Below are 20,443 nucleotides of genomic sequence, written 5' to 3'. Positions count from 1 at the left end.
CTCAGTACAACCCTAACTGGGTTGAATACCTGCAAAAGCCGCGGGCGGGCGAAAGAAGATCTTCACCCTCCCCGTGGAAGGATCGTCCGTGATATCTGCATCTACCTCGTAGACATCACGGACTAGTTCTTTAGTCAGCACCGTCGCGGGCGGGCCGGCGGCCACTACACGGCCCTGTTTGAGAACGACAACGCTGTCACAAAACATCGCCGCAAGATTGAGATCATGCAGGGCCACGATGGTGGTGACATCGAGCGTGGAAACAAGATGCAGCAGCTCAATCTGGTGACGGATGTCGAGGTGGTTTGTCGGCTCATCCATCAACAGCTCTTGCGGTTGTTGCGCGAGAGCGCGGGCAATGTGGGCGCGCTGCCTCTCACCGCCGGATAGTGAACGCCACGGGCGCTCGGCTTTGTCCGTGAGAGCAACCTTGTCCAATGCCTGCGCTATTGCCTGCTCATCGCCGGCACTTCCCGCACCCCACAACGAGCGGTGCGGAGTGCGCCCCAAACGCACGACATCGTAGACGGTGATGTCCGTATCGGTATCCGCATGCTGCGTCACTGAGGCGACGCGGCGCGCCACGGCCTTGCGCCCCAATCCGTGAATGTCCTCACCATCGAGCAAGACGGACCCTGAATCTGGCTTCGCCGCGGCCTGCAGGAGATTGAGCAGCGAGGACTTGCCCGAGCCATTCGGCCCGAGCAACCCGACGGTCTCACCGCGCTGCGGGTTTACGCTCACGCCGTCAACAACTAACGCTCCCCCGCGCCGCCAAGAGACTTCATTCGCGTGGATCGTCATGCTCGTTTCCCCCTTCTGACGAGAAGGAGGACGAATACCGGCACGCCCACGAGCGCCGTACCGACGCCGACGGGCAGGGGCGTCGGCGCAAAGGCCACCCGGGAGGCTGCGTCGACCCACACCATGAAGATCGCACCAAGAATCACCGTGGCTGGGACCACCCGGGAGTGGCGCTGCCCAAACATGAGGCGCGCCGCGTGGGGCAGAACCAATCCGACGAAGCCAATCGAGCCAGCCACGCTCACCAGGGTCGCCGTCACCAGCGCGGTAAGAATCAACAGAATCACCCGCGTGCGCGCGACGTGAATGCCTAGGGAGGCGGCCACTTCATCGCCAAAGGCAAAGCCATCGAGTGAGCGCAGATAAAACAGTGCGATCCCCACCCCGATGAAAGCGACCGAAGCAGTCAGCGCAACATCTGCCCACCTCATTCCTTCCAAGGAACCAAGCAGCCAGAACATCACGCCCCGGGCCTCATCGGAGTCAGCAAAGGCGAAGATCACCAGCGAGGTGAGCGCCGAAAATAGCTGTGTGCTCGCCACGCCGGCAAGCACGATGCTTCCCGTGCCTGCATTCGAATACCTCGCCAGCAAGAGCACCAGGCCAAAGGCCGCAAGCGCCCCGACAAAGGCACCGCCCGAAAGCCCGATGAACGTGCCCCCAAGACCCAGGACACCGACGAGCACGGCACCGGTGGACGCGCCCGAGGACACCCCCAGGATGAAGGGATCCGCCAGCGGGTTACGCAATAAAGACTGCAAGATCGTTCCGCATAACCCCAACCCCGCACCGCACGCTGCGGCGACGAGCGCGCGTGGCAGACGCTCCTGCCACACAATCGCCTCATCCGAAACATGTATCGGAATGTCCGTGAGCCCCAGATGATTTGTGATGATATCGCGCACGTTCACCAAAGAAACATCTGCCGGGCCCAGCGTCATAGCTACTCCCACGGAGAGGAGAAAGACCAGGATGCCAAGCAGGCTAAAACCCGCCACAGCCAGGCCCCGCGATACCTTCGACCCGGCGCGCGGGGCCATCGCCGCACGCGTTGGGCTCACTGGGGTCGTTGAGCTTGCTGGGCCCGTCCCCACATCAATGGTCTTATTACTCACTAGCTGCGCATGCTCCTGCATCACGCGTCCAGGCCTGAATCTTCTCCAGCCCATCCACGTAGCGGATCGACGGGTTCATCTCCGCCCCATGTAGCGCAATGAAGCACTCATTCTGGACGGCTGAAAGCTTGCTCGTCAGCGGGTCCGACTTCAAGAAGTCAATCTTGTCATCGAGCCGGTCTCCGGGGAAACGGCCACGCTGCAAGTCCCCCAAGACAATGATCTGCGGATCCTTGCCAACGAAGGATTCCCAACCAACCGCGGGCCAATCGTCCTTCACATCGGCGTAGACGTTCTTCATATCCGTCATATTTGCCAGCATGGAGGCCGAGCCCAACCCGCCGGCAATATACGGCGCCCGGGTGTCTGCGAACCAGAAGGCCACGCTGCGGCCGTGCAGATCCACGCCCTTAAGGGCAGCCTGGGTGCGCTCCTCAAGCTTGTCGACGAGTTCCTCACCGCGCTCTGGCACATCAAAAATGGCCGCCAAATCACGAATCTCTTGGTAGAGAACATCCACCGTCAGCGGCGTGGTGCGCGTTCCTCCCGCGTTGATGCTCACCCCACCCTCGCAATCGGTCGGTGAGAGATAAGAACCAATGCCCGTCTCGGAAAGGCGCTCGCGGGAGGCCACCCCGCCCTCCGCCTTGTAGTGACGCCCAAATGATGCGGTCACGAAATCAGGGTCCGCATCCAACAGCACCTCATAGGTCGGCGCGTTGTCTGAAAGGCGCGGGACTTTGTCATTGGCCTCGGCCAGCGAATCCAACACCGGGTCCGTCCACGAAGCCGTGCCCACCATTCGATCCTCAAGTCCCAAAGACAAGAGAATCTCCGTGGAGTTCTGGTCCAGCGACACTATCCGCGACGGCGCACTGTCAATGGTCACCTCGGTACCACAGTTCTCCAAGGTCAACGGGTACTGCGTGGCACCCTCGCCCTGTGCTTGCGCCGGCCCCTCGTCCACAGCCTCGGAGGCGCCACACGACGCCATCATCACACCAGCAAGTCCCACCACCGTCAGTGCAGACCATTGCTTCAACAAACGAAATCGCGACAAGGCGCCGCCCCCTTCTCCAAAGGATGTACTAACTAAAGAAAGCCTCACTTTATCGAGTTTGTGTGACGAATCAAAAACTGTACTCAGACCTTGCTTTATGCCACATGACTGCAACAAATTCCCAAGACAACGAGGCCCCCACGCCACCTACAGCACGCCCGCAACACAGCTCCTGCCCGCGCTTGGCGATGCCCCGCCAGACCAAAAGTTCCCCCTCGAACTCGGCATTTAGCAAATGACCATGACCGAAGGCTCCAAGCTTCTTACTTAGAAGTGCCTGCGGCTAACTCCAGCTTAGGAACCTTTCGCTGTCCTACGGCTCTACGCTCCGCTTTAGCATCTGCATCCTTTGCAGTTTTCTTTGCGGCCTTCTTTGGGGCTTTCTTTGCCTCAGACTTCTCTACGCCTGGTTCAAGACCTAGTGCTCTCAAGAAGTCGAGGGCACGTACTATAGAGGTGAGCTTTGACTTTAGGCCCTTCAACGCCGCAGACTTATGGTCGCAGAAAGGCACAAGTTGCTGGTACTCACGGCGGACATTCATTTCCGCTTCAACGATCTCAAACCAGATCGAAGGATTTGCCTCAAGCTTAAGCTGCTTGCGAAGTTCTGCCTCCACGAGCGGTAACACGAGCATTTCTTCCACAACCGCAGCACTAGCTCGGGTGTTTGAGAGGCTAAGAGCTAGAGTTCCACTTCCGGCACTCAACAAGGCGCCGGAGCTAAAGAGCCCCCCAATCATTCCACCTGGGCCAAAAGCAGCTAAAGCGCTGGTCACCGCCGCGGCTCCAAATGCACCCGGAGCCGCTGCTAGGGCAAGTCCACCTGTCGCGACTACCATTGCCACCGCCCCCAAGCCGGCAGCGCCCAGAATAAGCCCGTTCCCAAGGGCGTTACTGCCTCCTCGCAATTCTTCTTGGACAAGCTGAATTGATTCCAGCGCTTGCACGCCGAAGGTGCTTCTCAACCCCAGCTCCGCGCTAAGATCTTTAGCAGCCTCTTTTCTAATCTCCTCGCGGATGGAGATCTCATAGGGATTAATGAGGTTCTCGGTCAAAAGACGCGGCACGATTTCCACTGCGTCTTCTCGGCTCAGTCGTGTCAGCTGAGTAGGTTCTGGGGCCGTCTTCTTTCCCTCCTCAGCGAGTTCTATGCTCATCCGAATGAGCTCAGAGGGAATGGGCTTAGCTTCAGTCTTTCTGCGTTCAATCAGCTCCGTTATCGCGCGCGATTGGACGAGGATGCGGGCCCCGGAATACCGCTCCAACGTCTCTTTGTCTTTCTTGCTCTTGCTATTCTCCTTAAGCTGGCACTCCACAAGGTATACGTAGCGCAGCGCCGCCACGGCCAACCATTCGGCCTGGTCAAAGGGAACGTCGACACCAGAATCCACTGGGACGATTTCTCTGCACAGCGGGCCGAGCAGCGCAGTGCCGATAAGATTCGCCACATTTGGGTTGGATAGATAGTTCTTGGAAGAATGCGCCGGCCCGGGCTTCCAACCGGTCTTTACCGGCAAGTCGAGGACCCATTCAATCTTGGCTGAAATCCCCCGTGATGCCGCTACAGGGTCTCCTGTTCCCCAAAGGTTTACCCACCACCCAAGATTCTGGGGCGAGTTGACCAGTTCCTTCGTCAGCTTCTTTCCTGAGAAGTATGAGGTCCCGAGCGGACTGCCCACGGTAATCATCCCTTCCACTTGTACTTTCGGGGATATCCGCGTCACGAGATCTGCAGCGATGACCGAGCCAAGACTATGGCCCACAATGACAAGTCGCCCTTCATCAGGAAGTGAATCCAGAATCTTGCTGAGTACTTGGGCTCTGACGTTGTCATCTTCAACATAAGACTTCGCCTGCCGAAATGCCCCGAAATTCTTAACCGCGGACACGAGGGAATCTTGGTACGCCATGCCTGGGCCCTCGTAGCTATATCCCCACTTAACCTCAAGGGCAGAGACCCTCTCCTGATAAGCCCGGAGGTGATCTTCGGCTTCCACTTTGCCCAAACGCTTCGTGGTCGTCGGCGGAACGTCAGCTTTAGCATCGTTCGAATGCAGCAGGTCTGTATAGGAAGGCTCAATAACGCGAAATGAATCTAGGTTGCGGAAACCCAACTCTTCTAGTTCTGCAAATAGAGCCGTTTTCCATGCTTCGCTGGAGCCACTGTCATGAGTCTTGCTTGTGCTCACACCATGCAAATACAGCAAGAATTTCGAATCCGACATTTCACGCTCTTTCTGAACTTTTCCTAAACCATTACCGCCGGTAATCCTACTTCAGTAGGCGCCAAAAGATGCTGTTGAACTTCTGGTCTACGCGTGTTCCCGTGCTCGGTTAATCTGAGCCAAGAGCTGGAACTCAAACCACCCAGAAGCCAAAATGAGAAGATGATTATGCATCGCCCGCTGCACCCCTCATTGATTCGCATCTACAGCGAAGCTTCCGCTGAGTCCCTCTATTTTGACGAGACTTATTCGACTTCCCAGGAGAGCTTCAGCCAATCCTTCTACTTCTTAACCGCAGTTCAACTTCGTCATGCGGACTTGCCCGCCATTAGGCAGGCGTTAGTTGAAACAGCTGCGGCACAATACTGGCACGCCACTGAAGCACTACAATCCGACGTGGACCGGCAACGTGCCAAGAATCTGCTGAGTCATTGCCAAGAATGGATAGACCCCACCTTCATAAGCTGCAAAACCGCTCTCTCACCTGAGCAGGCACTCGAAGATGCGCGCCGTGACTGCATGCGAGCGCTGCTCTCCCATGCTGTCCCCCAGATACCACAACTTTCCGGCCTCATCTTTGAAGCTCGCCGTGAGAACAATGACAACTACCGCGACAGGAGATTTATTAAGGCACTGAGGCGACAAAGAGTGGTGCCACATGGCGTCCATTTCGCTTGGGTTTCGCCCGCAGAAGAACAGACACTGTGGCTCCTAGATCTAGTTCGGCGTGGCTTTCCGCCGAAGCAAAACCCATGTGGACCCGACTGCGAACTTATTCGCCGAATATGTCGAGAAATTCACAACTCTTCTCGAAATTTAAGTTGGCCCCCACCTGCCAGTAGCCTTCAGTGGGGGCCGAACCGCTGTACCTTGCCGGTAGGGCGGTTCCACGCTATTTGGCGTGGCATGCTTTGCTGCGACTGGCAAGGCTTGGCTGTAGTGCGATTACAAGAGTAGTTCTGGCGTTCTCCTCCTGTCACGAGCGCTTGAACGCCGAGTTTGTTGATGATCCGGTACCTCCCCCATTGAAAATTGTCTTTCCCCACGTTCTAAGCTGCGCTTTACAGCACCCCACATCTCCTCAAGTCCAGCCGACGCGTAAGATTCGCCGTCACCAAACCTCAGTTGTCTCACTTTTCTGGACCAACTACACTGCCGCAGGCCTTACCCAGAGAGCATGTCCAAGACCTCCTCTACAATGCGGAGCCACGCCAAGGACGAGACATAACTGAGGCTTTTAACTGCGCTTCATACGAGAAGGAGACCCGTTGCTGATACTCAAAGACACGATGAGACAGGCCTACGAGGCGGCTGGCTACGAAATAACAGAATCCCAGCTCGACGAACGCTATGAGCAGATGATGAGTGAGTGGGAAGAATTGGCGCTGACCAAGCTGAGTGAGTTGACTAACAAAGTGGTAGCCCAGACGGGTCGGTCCCTCGTCGATGCCATGACTAGGGACCAGTTACTTAGACTCAGCAACCAGATTGCGGCGGACGAGATCCGCAAACTGTGGCTCGATCCATTGACCCAGGAAGCAATCGAGGCGGAGCTGAAGGAACACGAGGAGAACCCGCCGAGCCTCCAGGTCTTAAATTCACCAGACCTGTGGATGACCCAGTGGCATTACCTTTCCAGCGACAGCGCGACGTGGGACCTAGCCTGTGAACTATGGCCAGACGCGCCTACTCGCTGGCTTTCCCTAGCCTCGGCCCTGATGCAGGTCTACGAGCACCAATACAAGCTCTACCCCGGATACAAATACTCGAAGCTACTTCCCGAGTTCGAGGCCAAGATCGAGCATGCAATGACCCTGCAGAAACCTCCCGGAACGGCGGCCTAACTGAGACTGGTGACGGCGCCTCCGCGAAACCCGTAATTTATTGAATCCCGCAGAGCATTTCGTGCTGTACCAGGGAGTGCTCGGCGGGGCTGTTGGAACAGCTACCCAAGCTGTATAATCGTAGGTAAACTGAGATCCAATTCACATACTCTACCAATCGTGTTTTAAATCAAGAAAGGATCAGATCATGCGTGTACTTCCACAAGACATCACTCCAGGGCTCGCCCGCGCCGGACGCGCCCTCACTCAAGTCAACTCTCTTATCATCGCCGAAGATGCCGGACTAACTAGGCAACAAGTCAGGGACTTCGAAAAACGCGTTGGTAGGCTCACTCCCGAGGAAAAGTCTCGCCTTTATAAAACTCTCGAAAGCTATGGCGTCGCCTTCATTACGGAAGATGAGAGCTACGGATACGGCGTACGCAAACGCCACAACGCCTCGAAGACTCGCCAGCTCAAGCGCTGGGAAGATGAAGGTGGCCCTGGAGGCGAAGACGATATTTAGTTTCATATGAATCATTCCAACACTGCTCGTTTGATGTTGGAGGCTGAGGAATACCGCCTAGGAAGTGCTTGCTAGGGAGTGTCTGACTAACATCCTGAGCGGTATTTTCTCGCGCGAGCATTTGTTCTAATCATCTTGGTGTGTTCGAGCCTTGTGGCACACTAATGACCATGAGCTCGCTCTCCCAAGTGTTGGCATTTCAACGCATTCTGAAGGACTCCTCAGCCGTCCGCCTGTTGACCGCCACTAATGCGCCTTTTGTGCTGGCTACCGTTGCCGTTCACTTCGGCGACTCTCCTACCGCGCGTCCGGCATCCGAGCTGTATGAATTAATGGCGGCAGACTTGGCAGTGCTTCGTCAAAACGGGATGGATCTGCCAAAGACTCCAGCAGAATACTGCACCGATTGGGTTCGCAGTCGGTGGCTAATGCGCAAGGCAGGAAACCAGCGAACCGGAGAATTGCTTGAACCTTCCACAGACGCGCTAAGTGCTCTTCATACAGTCCAGAGCTGGGAAAAGCCATGCTCCTCAGTCACTGCTTCGCGGTTGGAATCAATCTCCGAAGCTCTAGGCAGCCTTGCTCGAGACACCGACCCGAACATCTCCTCGCGCCTCGAACGCCTGCAACTCGAAAGAGATCGCCTAGATCGTGAAATCGAACGAGTCTCACGCGGTGACTTTGAGTTGCCATCTCCAGATCTGGTGTCTGAAAGGATCGGGGATATATTAACCTCCGCGTCTTCAGTACCCGCCGACTTCGCACGCGTGCGTCACGAGTTCGAGGTCCTAAACCGGACGCTGCGCCGACAATTACTGGATCCTGACTCCACCCGCGGTGACGTCTTAGACGATATTTTCACCGGCGTCGATGTCATCAGCAGCTCAGAGGCAGGTCGCAGTTTCAATGGCTTCTACTCCATCATTACGGACCCAGAGCGCAGCGCCTACATCGATAATTGGATCGACAAGATTCTCAGTAGCGAGTCCGCACGCGAACTTGATCCAGAGACCCGAGTATCGCTGCGCCGTCTCATCCGAGACATGGAGGAATCCGGAGCCGAAGTGAACTCCGTAATGACAGGGCTGGCGCGTTCGCTTCGCCATTATGTCGCCAGCGAGCAGTTCGCGGAGGACCGGAGAATGATTGAGCTGATCCGAGAAACCCGTGCTCTGGCTGCTGACGCCGTTGAAAAATTTGAACTGAGTGCGATTCATGCCATGGAGACTCCCCTTCAACGTATCGGTATGAGTATCCAGTCAGTGAGCTCAATTGTTCTCACTAATCCTGGTGAAGAAATAGTTGAGGGCGAAACTGCAGTAAATGCGCCGCAAGCACTGGACGTTAAAGAGCTATTGTCTGCGGTCCGTCAGTCCGAAATTGATCTAGAGGAGCTGATCAACTCAGTTCGGGACACCGTGACTTCAGGAACTGGCCAAGCCACCATCAGCCAAGTATTGACCAGGCACCCCGCAACTCAGGGACTGGGTAGCATTGTCGGGTTACTCCACTTGGGACTCAAATACGGTATCCCTAGCGGAAGGGCCGGGGAAGTTTCCTGGGAAGAGGGCGACTCAACGCGCCGTGCCACCATCGACCAGTACTCTTTTGATGTGACAAGCCTGGAGGAAATGTAGATGTCAAATACTGACCCGTTATGGACCGGAGACTTGGGAACTTTGACCCTTGACTCTCGCCGCGCTTTGGTACAGCTCCTAAAAGGTCCATTGATGCGCAAGTCTAAACATCCGGATCTGTGGTCAGCTCTCATCACGGACACCGAGGCCCTCCGTAGCCGCCTCGCCGATGTATTCCTCGACCTGATCATCGATGAGGAAGCCGGAATCGCCTTTACTCGTATGGTCACAGTAGACAACGACTTAAAGGTTCCCGCAGTGCTACGCGTCGACCGACTTAAGCACGTCGATACGTTGATCCTCTTGCACCTGCGCAGTGAACTAGGTCTGAGCACTCCCGGAGAGCGCGTAATCATTGATGCGGAGGAACTGCGTGACCAGGTTCGTTCCTACCAGCGTTCAGATGACTTGGATGACGCTGCATATACCAAGCGTTTTAACGCTGCGATCACCCGCATACGCAACACCTATAACCTACTCGATGACACCGAAACCGCCGGGCGCTATGAGGTTTCTCCGGTGTTGCGCCATATTTTCGATGCTGACACTGTAACCGCGCTCCGGGATGAGTATGCGCGTTACGCCGCAAAAGATAAAACGAGTAGTGCAAAGGACGAGCTATGAGTGACGTCTACCCCGGGCAATTCCGGCTCTCCCGAGTTCAGTTGATCAACTGGGGCACCTTTTCGGGTTATGTCGACATGCCCATCGCCCGCCGCGGGCATCTCATCACCGGCGGCTCTGGATCTGGTAAATCCACTCTCCTCGATGCCATGTCCTCCATCCTCGTTCCTCCCGTCAAGGTTCATTTCAATGAGGCGGCACAACAAGGACTCAGGCGGGAACAAGGACGTACCTTGGCGTCCTATATCCGGGGCGCATGGCGGCGCCGGGAAAATGCCGAGACCGGCGGCATCGCCTCGACCTTCCTGCGCAGCAAAGCCACCTACTCTGTAGTCGGGCTGACTTATGACAACGCTAAAGGCACCGTCTTCACACTCGTCGGCCTGTTCTATCTAAGGGCAGGTGACACGGCAAACGCGCAAGTACAGAAATTCTATGGCATGATTCCCGCCAGCGTCGATGTACGAGAATTCGAACAGTTTCTCAAGGCAGGCGTCGACAAGCGAAAGATAAAGAGCACATTCGCCGATGGTCGCTTCAGCGACCAATACCGCGTTTTCGCCGACTACTTTCGGCCGCGTCTGGGCATGCGCAGCGAAGAAGCGCAACTGCTCCTGCATCGTACACAGTCGGCGAAGTCCCTGACGAGCCTCGACCAACTCTTTCGCGACTATATGCTCGAGCCGCCGACTACTTTCGCCATGGCCGAGGAAGCGGTCGAACAATTCGACGATCTGCGCCAGGCCTATCACCGCGTCGTCGACGTCCGCGCCCAGATCGATACTCTTCAGCCACTGGTTGGCCTGCGGGACCAACGCTCCAACGCGGAGGTCAGCAAAGCTCACGCACTAGAGATGAAGCGGGCCTTTCCGGCGGTCCGAGACAGTTTGCACTTAGCGGGTAACCGCGATCGCTTGGCAGAGTTGACCACGGAGGTAACGGCAGCTGACTCCCATGTTGCTCAATTGCAAGAAGCACTAGACCAAGCGCAAAAGCAGGTTACCTCGGCCACTGCGGCGCTCCAGGCCCAAGGTGATGGCCGTCTTGGAGTCCTTGAGGAACAAGACTCTCGGGCTAGGGAAAAGCGCGCATGGCGCCTAGAAAATAGAACTAAAGTCCACAATGCTGTGCAGTCCGTCGGAGGCGCCATGCCCACCGACGCCGAAGGATACGCACAGCTGCTAGTCCAAGTCCAAGAGATTGAGTCGAACTCCCCTGAGCAGATTAGCCTTTGGGAAGCAGAACAGATCAGTGATGAAGTGGACCGCCGCGGTTTAAAGAAGCAGAGCGAAGAACTTGCGGCCGAGTTAAGCTCCTTGAGTCAGCGCAGCAGTAATATAGACCGGCGCTATATTCACGTAAGGAAGCAACTTGCTGAGTCGTTGCAAGTCACTGAACAGGAACTTCCATTCGCCGGTGAGCTCATCGATGTTCGCCATGATCAGCGGCGCTGGGAGCCGGTCATCCAGAGACTCTTGGGCAGCTTCGCGACCACACTGTTGGTCCCTGAGCGTCTTGCGCGCACCATCAATAACTACGTCAATCGGACTAGCCTCGGCATTCGATTAACTTATCGAGTCATTCCATCAAACATTGTTCCTTCCCGCCGTTCTGGGAGCCCAAGGGCCCTGAGCAATAAGCTCGGCTTCCTCGAGGCACCAATGTCGACGTGGGTGCGTAACGAGATACTGCGAGTTTATGACTACGAATGCGTCGATAACGAACAAGAACTAGAAGCCCTCGGAGCCCATCAACAGGGCGCAACCATCAAAGGGCTTGTGCGTGAGCGAACCCACAAGGATGGATCGGTCGGCTATGCCAAAGATGACCGCCGCAGGCTAGGTGATCTCTCTTCTTATCGTTTGGGAACCTCCAACGACGAGAAAGTCGAGCTGTTGCGTGAAGAAATCTCCAGACTGAACTCAAAGATCACTGCCACTGAGAACCGAATTAAAGAAAAGAAACGCCTGATCGACCGTGAACGAGAGATGATCGATTGCGCAGAAAAGATTGCCCAGTATACCTTTGACCAGATCGACATCCGTGTCGATGATGCCAGTCTCGAGGCCTTGGCAAAACAGCGCGCTGATATCCTAACTTCCCCTGAGTTGGCGCAGCTCCAGCAGTTGGTCAACGAAGCAGAGAATCGTTATGCGGAGGTAAACTCCAGTTACCGAGCCGCCGACCGCAAGGCTGCGCAGCTCGCAGGAGAAATTACTACCGTCAACCAAGACGTAGCCCGCCTGGAATCCGAGTTGGCCAACCGCGAGAAGGTCGAGGACGCCACCTACACGGAGTTAAGCTCTCTCATCGGCGAAATCACTCGTCGCGTGACTCAACGCAACATTGACCAGATGACCGATAAAGTCATCGGGAAACTCGATGCCACGATTTCTTCCTCCGAAACCGCTATCACTCAGGCGAATTCCCGCATCACCCGGATATTGACCCAGTACATCTCCGAATGGCCGGCCGAGAAGTCTGAGCTGCGAGACGATCCCAGCTTCGCGGGCGAGGCCATCAATCGCCTGACATTCCTGCGCCGCGATCGACTAGGTGATTTTGAGGGACGTTTCCTCGACCTCATGAATGAAAGCTCAGTGAAGAACCTAGGCGCGTTATCTACTGCGCTGCGCCGCGCCCGCGGAGATATCGAAACGCGATTGCAACCGGTCAACGAATCACTCGGAGATTCGGAATTTAATGCCGGCCGCTGGTTAAAGGTCGAAGTCCGGGACAACCGCAATGCTGATGCGTTGAAGTTTATGAACGATCTCACGGAGGCAACAAGTGGCGCGATGGCCGCCACTCGCGACCGAGACATTAAGGAGGCCGAGAAGCGCTACCAAGCCCTCTCCATCATCCTGGATCGCCTCGGCAGTGACAACGCCGAGGATCAACGCTGGCGCCGTCTGGTCCTAGACACCCGCCTGCATGTCCGCTTCATCGCCTCCGAGATCGACGCCACAGGAGTCGTTTTAAACACCTACGTCGATTCGGCTTCCCTTTCCGGCGGGCAGGCCCAGAAACTGGTGTTCTTCTGCTTGGCTGCGGCACTGCGCTTCCGCCTCGCCGAAGCCGACGAGGCGCATCCGCGCTACGCCACGGTAGTGCTCGACGAGGCCTTCGACCGCGCCGATCCCGCTTTTACTCGCACCGCTATGAATATTTTTAGCGAGTTCGGATTCCACATGGTTTTGGCCACACCCCTAAAGCTCGTTCAAACGCTCTCTCCCTACGTTGACGGCACCGTAGTAATCAATTACTCCGAAGGAGTCGATGACAAAGGCAACGACGTGGCAAGGTCTGGGTGGGCCCACATCGATTCTTCCGCGGAGGGCACACAGTGAGGTTTCCTGCCGACGTTTCTCGGCTCGCCGCCAGACAGTTCGCTTCGCGGCTTCCGGAGCTTCTCGATGCCGATTCATATGAGTGGTCCTTACCTCTCCACGCTCCTCAAGCCTCTACCGCCTCGATAGATTTTGACACGGTTCAGGATTTTATCCACACTTGGCAGGGCTGGACTGGCCCCGGAAGCATCACAACCAAAAGCAAGCACTGGCATCGCGCTGGCTTGGGAATCCAGCAGGTGCCAACTCGCATCAGCACGTCGACCCCTGCGGAGTTCGCCGCACTGGCGGGTGCCACAGAGGACTTTAAGGCTCTACAGGAAAAACTAGTGCTCCTCGGCAGTGCAAATACCGAACGTGCCTTAGAAGTAATTCAATTGTGGCGCGACCTAACACCGCAAGAATGCGCCTGGGTACCTCAAGTGGTGGACTGGTTTCGGGTCAATCCTAGCTCTGGCCTGCGCCCCCGTAGCGTGCCCGTGGCGGGAGTCCACGGCAAATGGCTGGAGCACCACGCACGGTTGGTGCGCCATCTGCTAGGAGTCGAAGACCTTGGTCTCGTCTCCGGCGATCACCTTATCCGCCTGCGAATCTTAGATAGATCACTGTGCACTGGGCTTATCGACGTCTCCACTCCCCTCGCAGAGGCTTCCGCGCTGTGGCCAGCAGGCGGGCCATCGAGCGGGCCACAAATCGCATTGATAGTAGAGAACAAGGAAACCTTCTTAAATCTGACTAACGCTTGGCCTAGCACCGTCGCAGTATGGGGTGCTGGCTACGCGGTGGGCATGCTAGACCGCCTGCCGTGGCTCCACCGCTGTCACAGGCTTGTGTACTGGGGTGACCTCGATGCCGAGGGCTTTGCTATCCTTCACCGGCTGCGCCACCACTTCCCGACGGTTGAGTCTATGCTTATGTCGCCAGCTGACGTCGACCGCTGGGCCCACCTCGGCGTCCCGGACCCAGGCAACTATGCCACCGACCTGCCGCTCCTCAGCAGCGAAGAGTCCGATGCCCGGCGGGCCCTGCTCATGCATGGCAAGATCCGTATCGAGCAGGAGCGCATTCCCTGGGACGCTGCTCTGGAAGCTCTCGATGGAAGACTCAGGTAGTTTCCCCTGCCTCCCGCGGCCATGGCGGAGACGGTGACTCCACTCTGAATGGGTGGTACCGTAATGTGGTACATGTTGGCAGAATGATTGGAGGTTCCAGCAATGTCCATCACCGCAAGTGAAGCCCGGAGGACGCTCTTTCCATTGATCGAGCGAATCAACGCCGATCGGGACGCAGTGGAGATCGTTTCTCGCAAAGGCAATGCCGTTTTGATGCCCGCCGACGAGTACGCAGCGTGGCAGGAGACGGCCTATCTATTCCGTTCTCCGGCAAATGCGCGCAGGCTGCTTGATTCCTATGAGCGTGCACGCGCAGGCGCGGTCCAGGAGCACGAGCTTGACCGAGACGAATAATGCGTCTCGTCTGGGACAAGTCGGCGTGGGAGGACTATAAGCATTGGCAAACCATTGATCGGCGCATACTAAAACGCATCAACACCCTGATCGATGCATGCCTGCGCGAACCTTTCGAAGGCATTGGAAAGCCCGAGGAACTCAAGTACGGCGCACAAGGGGCGTGGTCACGGCGGATCACCGATGAACACCGCCTGGTCTATCTAGTCGCTGGAGAAGATCTCATCATTCTTCAGGCCCGCTACCACTACTGAAGATCGAAACCACGCCTGCATTATCAACGCCGATAACGGAGACGCTCAAAATGGGCCTCCACCCGGACGAGAAAATCCCGAGCCACGATACTGCATGTGACCCGGAATTGTGCTTTTGTACGCCAATCATCACGTAACATATACGAGGTGCTGTCAAGCGCCGCTGAGCCCTTCAAAGAGGCCAGCCTACCAGGGTTAATGAGATAAATATCTCTGACGGAAAAGCTAACACCTACGCTCACGCTATGGCTTAGCTTCCTAGCCGGGCGGCCACCCATCGAACCAAACGGATACTACACATACTCGATGGATGCCGCTTGTGGTCGATAGTTTCCCTTAACCCAGGAAGCCTCGGCAAGATTTATTCTACGACTCCTCCGAATCATCGGCCTCTCCCGCAGGCTCGGGGAAAGATATACCAGGCTGGCCGATCAGCGATTGGCCAGCAGGCGTTGTACTGATATGAGTCAGTACGTACTCCGGAGATAGCCCGAGGCGCAGCGCCACCCATGAACGAAAAACAAGCTCGTTCTCAAGCAGGTTGTAGTAGACGTCGAGTGGGTCAACCAACGCATCCCGGTCGTAGTGCTTGATGTCGTTGTAGCGGTCAGCCGTGCGCTTCGCCCAGTCCTCGCTAAAAGAGAAGCCAAGGTCATCGACCACGCGCTCAAGTCGCTTCTGAAGAATCTCTCGCTTTTTCACTCCGCTGTCTCGCGCGAGTTGCACGCCCAATCCCTCGAGACCTACGCAGGATTGGATGAGCTGTGTTTCAACCGCACTCCCCTTCATGCCGAGGAGTGACATGAGCGGTCCAATTGCGCGGTCGTACTTGTGACGCATCTCGGACCACTTCTGGAACCCCTCGGCACCGATCTGCCCGAAGTGGAAAAGTGCAGTGGCTGAATGGCCGTCTTCTTGAGGGCGAACGAGGTAGGTCTTTACTTCGCGCCACTTCCGAGACTTGAGCTCGATGTCTTCGTCCCGGCTAGATTGGATTCGGTAATAACCTGTCGGTTGCCAATACGCGAGGTCGACCAGGTCGCGGAAGAGCTGGTGTTTCTTGAGGTGATCGTAGAAATCCGCACCACCTCCTATAACAGACTCAATAAACGGCGGGTCCGAGATTTCAAAATGATTATCGCTGCGGTCATAGTTGGAGTGCCAGGCGGTGTCCAGGAAAAGACCCGGCTCAAGTTCAAGCGGCTTGAGCGAAGCAGTCTTCAGGGACAGCCCAGTAGAGATCCCGCTCTCGTCTTGCTCCGGTTTTACCTGCAGCGAAGTTAGTCCAATCCACTTTGCCATCCCGGGGATATAGGTCCGCAGGCGATGAGGCTGCCCGTGCTCCAGCGAGTGCGCACCCAGTACGGCAAATCCAACGCGGATTCTCCCCTCAGCGGTTCCGCCCATGACCGACCGTTTGCCGAGATTGCGACAGTGAAAGAGTCCGACAGGTCCGCGAGTATCGGTAAAAAGAAGCTCCTTCGGCGGAACGTAGGTGTACTTGGTTTGGTCGGGATCATCGTCGTACCGCACCCCCGTACCATCGAACCAACGCGAAACCGGCCCCCAGGCATCTTCTTCCGCGATGGGAATAGACAGCGAGATCATGTCGCCCTCGTTACGAAGGAGCGTTGCTGCTGGAGTCGACCCGTCCTCTGATTGGTCATGGTAGTACCAGCCAATTCGTAGGTCGTCCGGCTCTAAGGTGTTTTTCGTAGCCATCGTTTCAATCCTCCCTAATTAGCTCCGCCGGCAGCGCAAGATCATGTTGAAAAGCAGGGCAGCCATATCTCCTACCGATTCATCTCGTAGCTCTGCTTGACCAGTGTCATCGCGTAATCAAGGTTAGTGCTAGCGGTGATCTCCACCCGGTAGTCTCCATTACCCCAGCGCCCGATCTTCACCGGTGTCTCCAGGTCTTGCGCAAGCCCCTCGGGATCATAGAGCGTTCCCGTCTTGACGTTAAGAAATAGCCAGAGTTTTGGCTTCTGGACCACAATATCCACCACATTGCGGGTCATCTTGAAGGCTACGTAGAGCTTCTTGGGCTCGATCTGCATCTCCTGGTCGAGACCGAGGATGCGCTCGCGTAGGTCGGCGAAGATTTTGCGGCTGTTCGGTCCACCCTTGGCGATATGCTCCTCGAGGATGAAGGTCTGCTGGAGAGGCTCGATGCTCTCTTTGTTGCCGGCCTCGAGCTTCGGCATCCCAGAGATCTTGACCTTCTGGTAGCTCTCAGTGTCGAGGGTCAGCATCCCGTTTTCGAACAGCTGGTACCTAAGAAGTTCAATCTTGATCGGCAGCAGGTCGGCGGTGTCGGTATCAAACTTGTTGTAGCTCTCCGCCACGCAGATCACCCGAGGCGCATCCCACTGCACCTCGTGCTCCACACCCTTCTGCTGGCACAGGACATGGAAGCTGTCCTTATGATCGAGCAGCCAACGCAAGTACGAAAGCCCCTGGTTGATGACGTTCTCATTCTGGCCCTTCTTGTACTCGATAATGCAGGGGTTGCCGTCGTCATCGATGCCAAGAGTGTCCATGCGCCCACCAAAGCTAGTGGCGTATTCGCTGGCCAGGAAGTGTACACCCAAGATCTCATGAAGACTCGCCTCGAAGATTTTCTGGACATCTCGCTCCAGAACCTTCTTGCCATTGACGGTAGTCATGGGCTTAACCTGCTTGGCCGAGTCCTGGCCCACTTCAAATAGAATCATATGCTGGTATTATATCACGCTGACCCGCCAATTTAGAGCTAACTAAGCGGAACGCTGACGGCACCCGGACCCAGACGTGACCTCGTCAGTCTGTCGTCCAGAGCTTGAAGGACGATGGATCTAGACTGTCTGCAAAATCAAAGGACTTCGGAAGTACGAAGCCCACACTGTAGCGCGCCCTTGTAATGCCGACGTAAAACTTGGCCGCAGGCTCATCTTTCTTGATTGGTGCACCGCTAGCCAAGAAATCCTTCATTGCATCTGTGGGGAAAATCAGAACATGCTCGACGGTTCGCCCCTTTACATTGCCAAAAGTGTCAAAGTCCAAATATTTGGCCCAACTCTTCTCTGACGCTTTACTCCACCTGAGCACAAGAGGTTTAAATTGCTCACAGTACTTTAACACTTGGTTAGGAGCGACGTGGTGAAGCCCAAACCCAACTCCGGAATCAGAGTGTTCTGAAGTAGCTTCGGGAAAATTATAGTCAGGGCTGAATACAAAATTTGACACTCTGACGATATCCTTATGGCAGCGCCTGTTAACTGAGTCGAACTTTAGCTCAAGCAGGCCTTTGTCGCGCATTGACATGAACCAACCAATTTTTGCTGCTTTGCGGAATTGAGGATATTTGCGATCGCTCGTTGTGGTTTCAAAAACAGTTTGCCGAATATCTCCAACCATGAAGATAGAAATGCTGGATTGAAGTAGGTGTTGGAGAATTACTAGATCATTCCCAGCTAAGTCTTGAACCTCATCAATGATTATCTGATCATAGATCATCTCTAATCGTGATATCGGCTGCTTTCGGTTGGCATCACAAATTTCCTTGGAGACGAAAGACACCGATTGGCCACCGATCCGGCCTTCTGCGTCAAAATGCTTGCGATGCCCCTTATCCCAACGCTTGGGTCGATAATCTCTATTAAATCCTGCGTATCGGGTCCCTCCCCCAAGGTAATCGGGGATAAATGGCTTCAAGAAATGCTCGATTAAGAACCCATACCATCCGACCACCTCATGGCCAGCAAACGGATTAGCGGCTGTAAGCCGGGACTTGAGCTCCTCTTGCCCAGTGCTGGTGTAAGTAATGAAGAGGGTCTTCTTTTCCGATTTTGCAAATTTTTGGACAACGCCTTCAGTCTTACCCGCGCCAGCTACTGCTATTAAAGCTTCGTTGTTCATAGCATCTCGGGAAAAATAGCGCGCACTGCTTCATTAATATATTCAGGTATCTTCCAGTCTTTGTCTGGCAGTTCTACAAGCTTGAGGGCCGCATCTGACTTCTGCGCAGTGCTCCACTCCACAAAATCTTGCCCCTCTGGTATTTCAAGACTCTCCTTCAATGCAGGCATATTCTCCCTGTTTACGTACTCTAGCTGCGGCTCGAGCGTCTTCCCGTATGCGTTTTTTCCCACAAAAAGGAGGCTATCCCCCAGGGACACGCGATATTTCTCCTCCCAATGCCCATCGTCTCGTCCATCGTTATCACGAATTCCGATCACCCGTTTCTTGAGCAGAGCGGCAAGCCGGAACCATCTCTCATGCTTGACCCCTTCTACCGAAATGATGTCGACTCCGAGATCCGATGAGCCACTGCCGTAGATTCGCTCGATAGCTTTCTCGACGATTAGGAGATCACTAATTCCCTCAACAAGCACTACGTGGTCTGCCAAAATGAGACGCAGAGTGTCGAAGTTAGGCAACTTCTGAAAGAATTTGATGTCCTTGGACTCCAGGTCGGAAAGGCGGGCTCCAACGCCTCCCTCCATAAGCATGAGGCCATCAAGCCCCAACCGGTTAAGCACAAAGGAACTATGAGTTGTGACGATTATCTGCTGATCGGCGCCGAGAGCCTTAATTCGGTCCAGAAGCTGACGTAATTTTGTGTGGGAAAGGTGGTTCTCTGGCTCTTCAATGAGTATCAGATCTGCCTTCGTCCCAGATTTAAGTAGTGATACCTCCACCTTTGCTATGGCTTGTTCTCCGAAACCGGCATGGCTAAAGGGAAGACTGTTAATCGCGGGGGTAATCCCTGACTGCCACTGACCAGAAACTGCTGGGTCAATCTGTATTCCAAGCTGCTTTAATGGTTTAGCCGGATCGTTCTTAATTTTTTCATTAACTGATTCTAGGGCGCTTTGTGTGGATGAAGTGAAAGACGATCTAAGTGTCACCGACAAATTAGCAGCAACTTCGTCAGGGATGTGGTCTGCCAGAAGCTGACGGGTATATCGATCCACTCCTCGGTTCAAAGTGCTTGTTTGCGGCCCAATTAGTGCGAAATTCAGCCCTCGAGGTTTTCGCGTGAGTCGGTCGGGACTACCAAACGAATGCCAGTAGGTCTCAAAGTATTCGGTCGGGAAGAGCTTGGCACTTACTCCATTTTCTTCCCATGCGGCCATGTAGTCCCAAAACTCTTTTGCATAGTCATCGTTCAGAGATAATTCGAATGCAAGCCCAGTTTCATTTGCTTTTTTGCTGTTCATCTTTCCTTGGAGGCGGGCCAAGTCCGGATTCTTCGAGCTGTTATCTAAAATTACTTCGATGACTATCTTCGGCACCTCCGGACGCTGTCCTGCAGAGTATGCGTCGAAGAACTCTTTAGTTGTTTGTGTATGAAACCAGTAAGGGGAGAGGGCATCACTCGGCCACTGTCCGTTGATTCGTCCCCCTATTGCCAACCCGATAGCTTCAAGCAAGGTAGATTTTCCTGCTCCGTTTGCGCCTACAATCACGTTGTATTTCGGACTAAACGTTGCCTCATAGTTTCGCAACCCTTTGAAGTTTCGGATTCTGACTTTAGAAATCATGAAAGCAGCCTTTCCATCTTCAGTGTGCGCC

Annotated in this window: 16 protein-coding genes; 8 read left to right on the top strand and 8 right to left on the bottom strand. The window is 55.2% G+C overall.

The features are described from left to right. Positions 1-12 precede the first annotated feature (12 nt). The 4 genes from F4V60_RS05525 to F4V60_RS05510 all read right to left on the bottom strand — a co-directional run bounded on the left by F4V60_RS05525 (position 13) and on the right by F4V60_RS05510 (position 5,204). Complete coding sequence (locus F4V60_RS05525; protein ID WP_075729695.1) at positions 13-804, bottom strand: ABC transporter ATP-binding protein; 792 nt, start codon at positions 802-804, stop codon at positions 13-15. After that, positions 801-1,844 carry a FecCD family ABC transporter permease gene (locus F4V60_RS05520; protein WP_075729694.1) on the bottom strand — a complete coding sequence of 348 codons (1,044 nt, stop codon included), beginning with the start codon at positions 1,842-1,844 and terminating at the stop codon, positions 801-803. The genes F4V60_RS05525 and F4V60_RS05520 overlap by 4 nt, the downstream gene beginning before the upstream one ends. 67 nt (positions 1,845-1,911) lie before the next feature. After that, positions 1,912-2,916, bottom strand: coding sequence for an ABC transporter substrate-binding protein (locus tag F4V60_RS05515; protein ID WP_084559145.1), 1,005 nt, complete (start codon positions 2,914-2,916; stop codon positions 1,912-1,914). A gap of 326 nt (positions 2,917-3,242) precedes the next feature. Then, the gene (locus F4V60_RS05510; protein WP_075729692.1) at positions 3,243-5,204 is read right to left on the bottom strand and encodes an alpha/beta hydrolase family protein; all 1,962 of its coding nucleotides are present in this window, start codon (positions 5,202-5,204) and stop codon (positions 3,243-3,245) included. A 1,289-nt stretch (positions 5,205-6,493) separates the two neighbouring features. Here F4V60_RS05510 and F4V60_RS05505 point away from each other — a divergent pair. The 8 genes from F4V60_RS05505 to F4V60_RS05470 all read left to right on the top strand — a co-directional run bounded on the left by F4V60_RS05505 (position 6,494) and on the right by F4V60_RS05470 (position 14,884). Next, the gene (locus tag F4V60_RS05505; RefSeq protein ID WP_141255786.1) at positions 6,494-7,048 is read left to right on the top strand and encodes a hypothetical protein; all 555 of its coding nucleotides are present in this window, start codon (positions 6,494-6,496) and stop codon (positions 7,046-7,048) included. Between the two features lie 187 nt (positions 7,049-7,235). Further along, complete coding sequence (locus F4V60_RS05500) at positions 7,236-7,553, top strand: hypothetical protein (RefSeq protein ID WP_075729689.1); 318 nt, start codon at positions 7,236-7,238, stop codon at positions 7,551-7,553. A gap of 170 nt (positions 7,554-7,723) precedes the next feature. Further along, entirely contained in the window at positions 7,724-9,190 is a 1,467-nt protein-coding gene (locus F4V60_RS05495) for a DUF3375 domain-containing protein (protein ID WP_075731087.1), read from the top strand. Then, positions 9,191-9,814 carry a DUF4194 domain-containing protein gene (locus F4V60_RS05490; protein ID WP_075729688.1) on the top strand — a complete coding sequence of 208 codons (624 nt, stop codon included), beginning with the start codon at positions 9,191-9,193 and terminating at the stop codon, positions 9,812-9,814. Further along, on the top strand, positions 9,811-13,164 hold the full coding sequence (locus tag F4V60_RS05485; RefSeq protein ID WP_075729687.1) for an ATP-binding protein: 3,354 nt from the start codon (positions 9,811-9,813) through the stop codon (positions 13,162-13,164). The genes F4V60_RS05490 and F4V60_RS05485 overlap by 4 nt, the downstream gene beginning before the upstream one ends. After that, on the top strand, positions 13,125-14,276 hold the full coding sequence (locus F4V60_RS05480) for a Wadjet anti-phage system protein JetD domain-containing protein (RefSeq protein WP_346283566.1): 1,152 nt from the start codon (positions 13,125-13,127) through the stop codon (positions 14,274-14,276). The genes F4V60_RS05485 and F4V60_RS05480 overlap by 40 nt, the downstream gene beginning before the upstream one ends. A gap of 102 nt (positions 14,277-14,378) precedes the next feature. Next, entirely contained in the window at positions 14,379-14,630 is a 252-nt protein-coding gene (locus F4V60_RS05475; protein WP_075729685.1) for a type II toxin-antitoxin system Phd/YefM family antitoxin, read from the top strand. Next, entirely contained in the window at positions 14,630-14,884 is a 255-nt protein-coding gene (locus F4V60_RS05470) for a Txe/YoeB family addiction module toxin (RefSeq protein WP_075729684.1), read from the top strand. The genes F4V60_RS05475 and F4V60_RS05470 overlap by 1 nt, the downstream gene beginning before the upstream one ends. Positions 14,885-15,250: 366 nt before the next feature. On the opposite strand, the gene F4V60_RS05465 is transcribed toward F4V60_RS05470, so the two are convergent. From F4V60_RS05465 to F4V60_RS05450, 4 genes are all read right to left on the bottom strand, one after another. Continuing rightward, positions 15,251-16,606: an ApeA N-terminal domain 1-containing protein gene (locus F4V60_RS05465; RefSeq protein WP_141255788.1), complete on the bottom strand. Its 1,356-nt coding sequence runs from the start codon at positions 16,604-16,606 to the stop codon at positions 15,251-15,253. Positions 16,607-16,677: 71 nt separating this feature from the next. After that, complete coding sequence (locus tag F4V60_RS05460; protein ID WP_141255790.1) at positions 16,678-17,601, bottom strand: DUF5655 domain-containing protein; 924 nt, start codon at positions 17,599-17,601, stop codon at positions 16,678-16,680. 85 nt (positions 17,602-17,686) lie between these two features. Continuing rightward, positions 17,687-18,784, bottom strand: coding sequence for an AAA family ATPase (locus F4V60_RS05455; protein ID WP_141255792.1), 1,098 nt, complete (start codon positions 18,782-18,784; stop codon positions 17,687-17,689). Next, positions 18,781-20,412: an ATP-dependent nuclease gene (locus F4V60_RS05450; protein ID WP_141255794.1), complete on the bottom strand. Its 1,632-nt coding sequence runs from the start codon at positions 20,410-20,412 to the stop codon at positions 18,781-18,783. The genes F4V60_RS05455 and F4V60_RS05450 overlap by 4 nt, the downstream gene beginning before the upstream one ends. Positions 20,413-20,443: the final 31 nt, after the last annotated feature.

Source organism: Corynebacterium flavescens, assembly GCF_008693105.1.
GTDB lineage: Bacteria > Actinomycetota > Actinomycetes > Mycobacteriales > Mycobacteriaceae > Corynebacterium > Corynebacterium flavescens.
The sequence above is the reverse complement of the archived record's forward strand: the minus strand, read 5'-3'. Positions and strand labels throughout refer to the sequence as shown.

What these genes read in the sequence shown, in the direction of transcription:
- F4V60_RS05525 (WP_075729695.1), bottom strand. Translation starts at nt 804, where the DNA reads ATGACGATCCACGCGAATGAAGTCTCTTGGCGGCGCGGGGGAGCGTTA.
- F4V60_RS05520 (WP_075729694.1), bottom strand. Translation starts at nt 1,844, where the DNA reads ATGGCCCCGCGCGCCGGGTCGAAGGTATCGCGGGGCCTGGCTGTGGCG.
- F4V60_RS05515 (WP_084559145.1), bottom strand. Translation starts at nt 2,916, where the DNA reads ATGATGGCGTCGTGTGGCGCCTCCGAGGCTGTGGACGAGGGGCCGGCG.
- F4V60_RS05510 (WP_075729692.1), bottom strand. Translation starts at nt 5,204, where the DNA reads ATGTCGGATTCGAAATTCTTGCTGTATTTGCATGGTGTGAGCACAAGC.
- F4V60_RS05505 (WP_141255786.1), top strand. Translation starts at nt 6,494, where the DNA reads ATGAGACAGGCCTACGAGGCGGCTGGCTACGAAATAACAGAATCCCAG.
- F4V60_RS05500 (WP_075729689.1), top strand. Translation starts at nt 7,236, where the DNA reads ATGCGTGTACTTCCACAAGACATCACTCCAGGGCTCGCCCGCGCCGGA.
- F4V60_RS05495 (WP_075731087.1), top strand. Translation starts at nt 7,724, where the DNA reads ATGAGCTCGCTCTCCCAAGTGTTGGCATTTCAACGCATTCTGAAGGAC.
- F4V60_RS05490 (WP_075729688.1), top strand. Translation starts at nt 9,191, where the DNA reads ATGTCAAATACTGACCCGTTATGGACCGGAGACTTGGGAACTTTGACC.
- F4V60_RS05485 (WP_075729687.1), top strand. Translation starts at nt 9,811, where the DNA reads ATGAGTGACGTCTACCCCGGGCAATTCCGGCTCTCCCGAGTTCAGTTG.
- F4V60_RS05475 (WP_075729685.1), top strand. Translation starts at nt 14,379, where the DNA reads ATGTCCATCACCGCAAGTGAAGCCCGGAGGACGCTCTTTCCATTGATC.
- F4V60_RS05470 (WP_075729684.1), top strand. Translation starts at nt 14,630, where the DNA reads ATGCGTCTCGTCTGGGACAAGTCGGCGTGGGAGGACTATAAGCATTGG.
- F4V60_RS05465 (WP_141255788.1), bottom strand. Translation starts at nt 16,606, where the DNA reads ATGGCTACGAAAAACACCTTAGAGCCGGACGACCTACGAATTGGCTGG.
- F4V60_RS05460 (WP_141255790.1), bottom strand. Translation starts at nt 17,601, where the DNA reads ATGATTCTATTTGAAGTGGGCCAGGACTCGGCCAAGCAGGTTAAGCCC.
- F4V60_RS05455 (WP_141255792.1), bottom strand. Translation starts at nt 18,784, where the DNA reads ATGAACAACGAAGCTTTAATAGCAGTAGCTGGCGCGGGTAAGACTGAA.
- F4V60_RS05450 (WP_141255794.1), bottom strand. Translation starts at nt 20,412, where the DNA reads ATGATTTCTAAAGTCAGAATCCGAAACTTCAAAGGGTTGCGAAACTAT.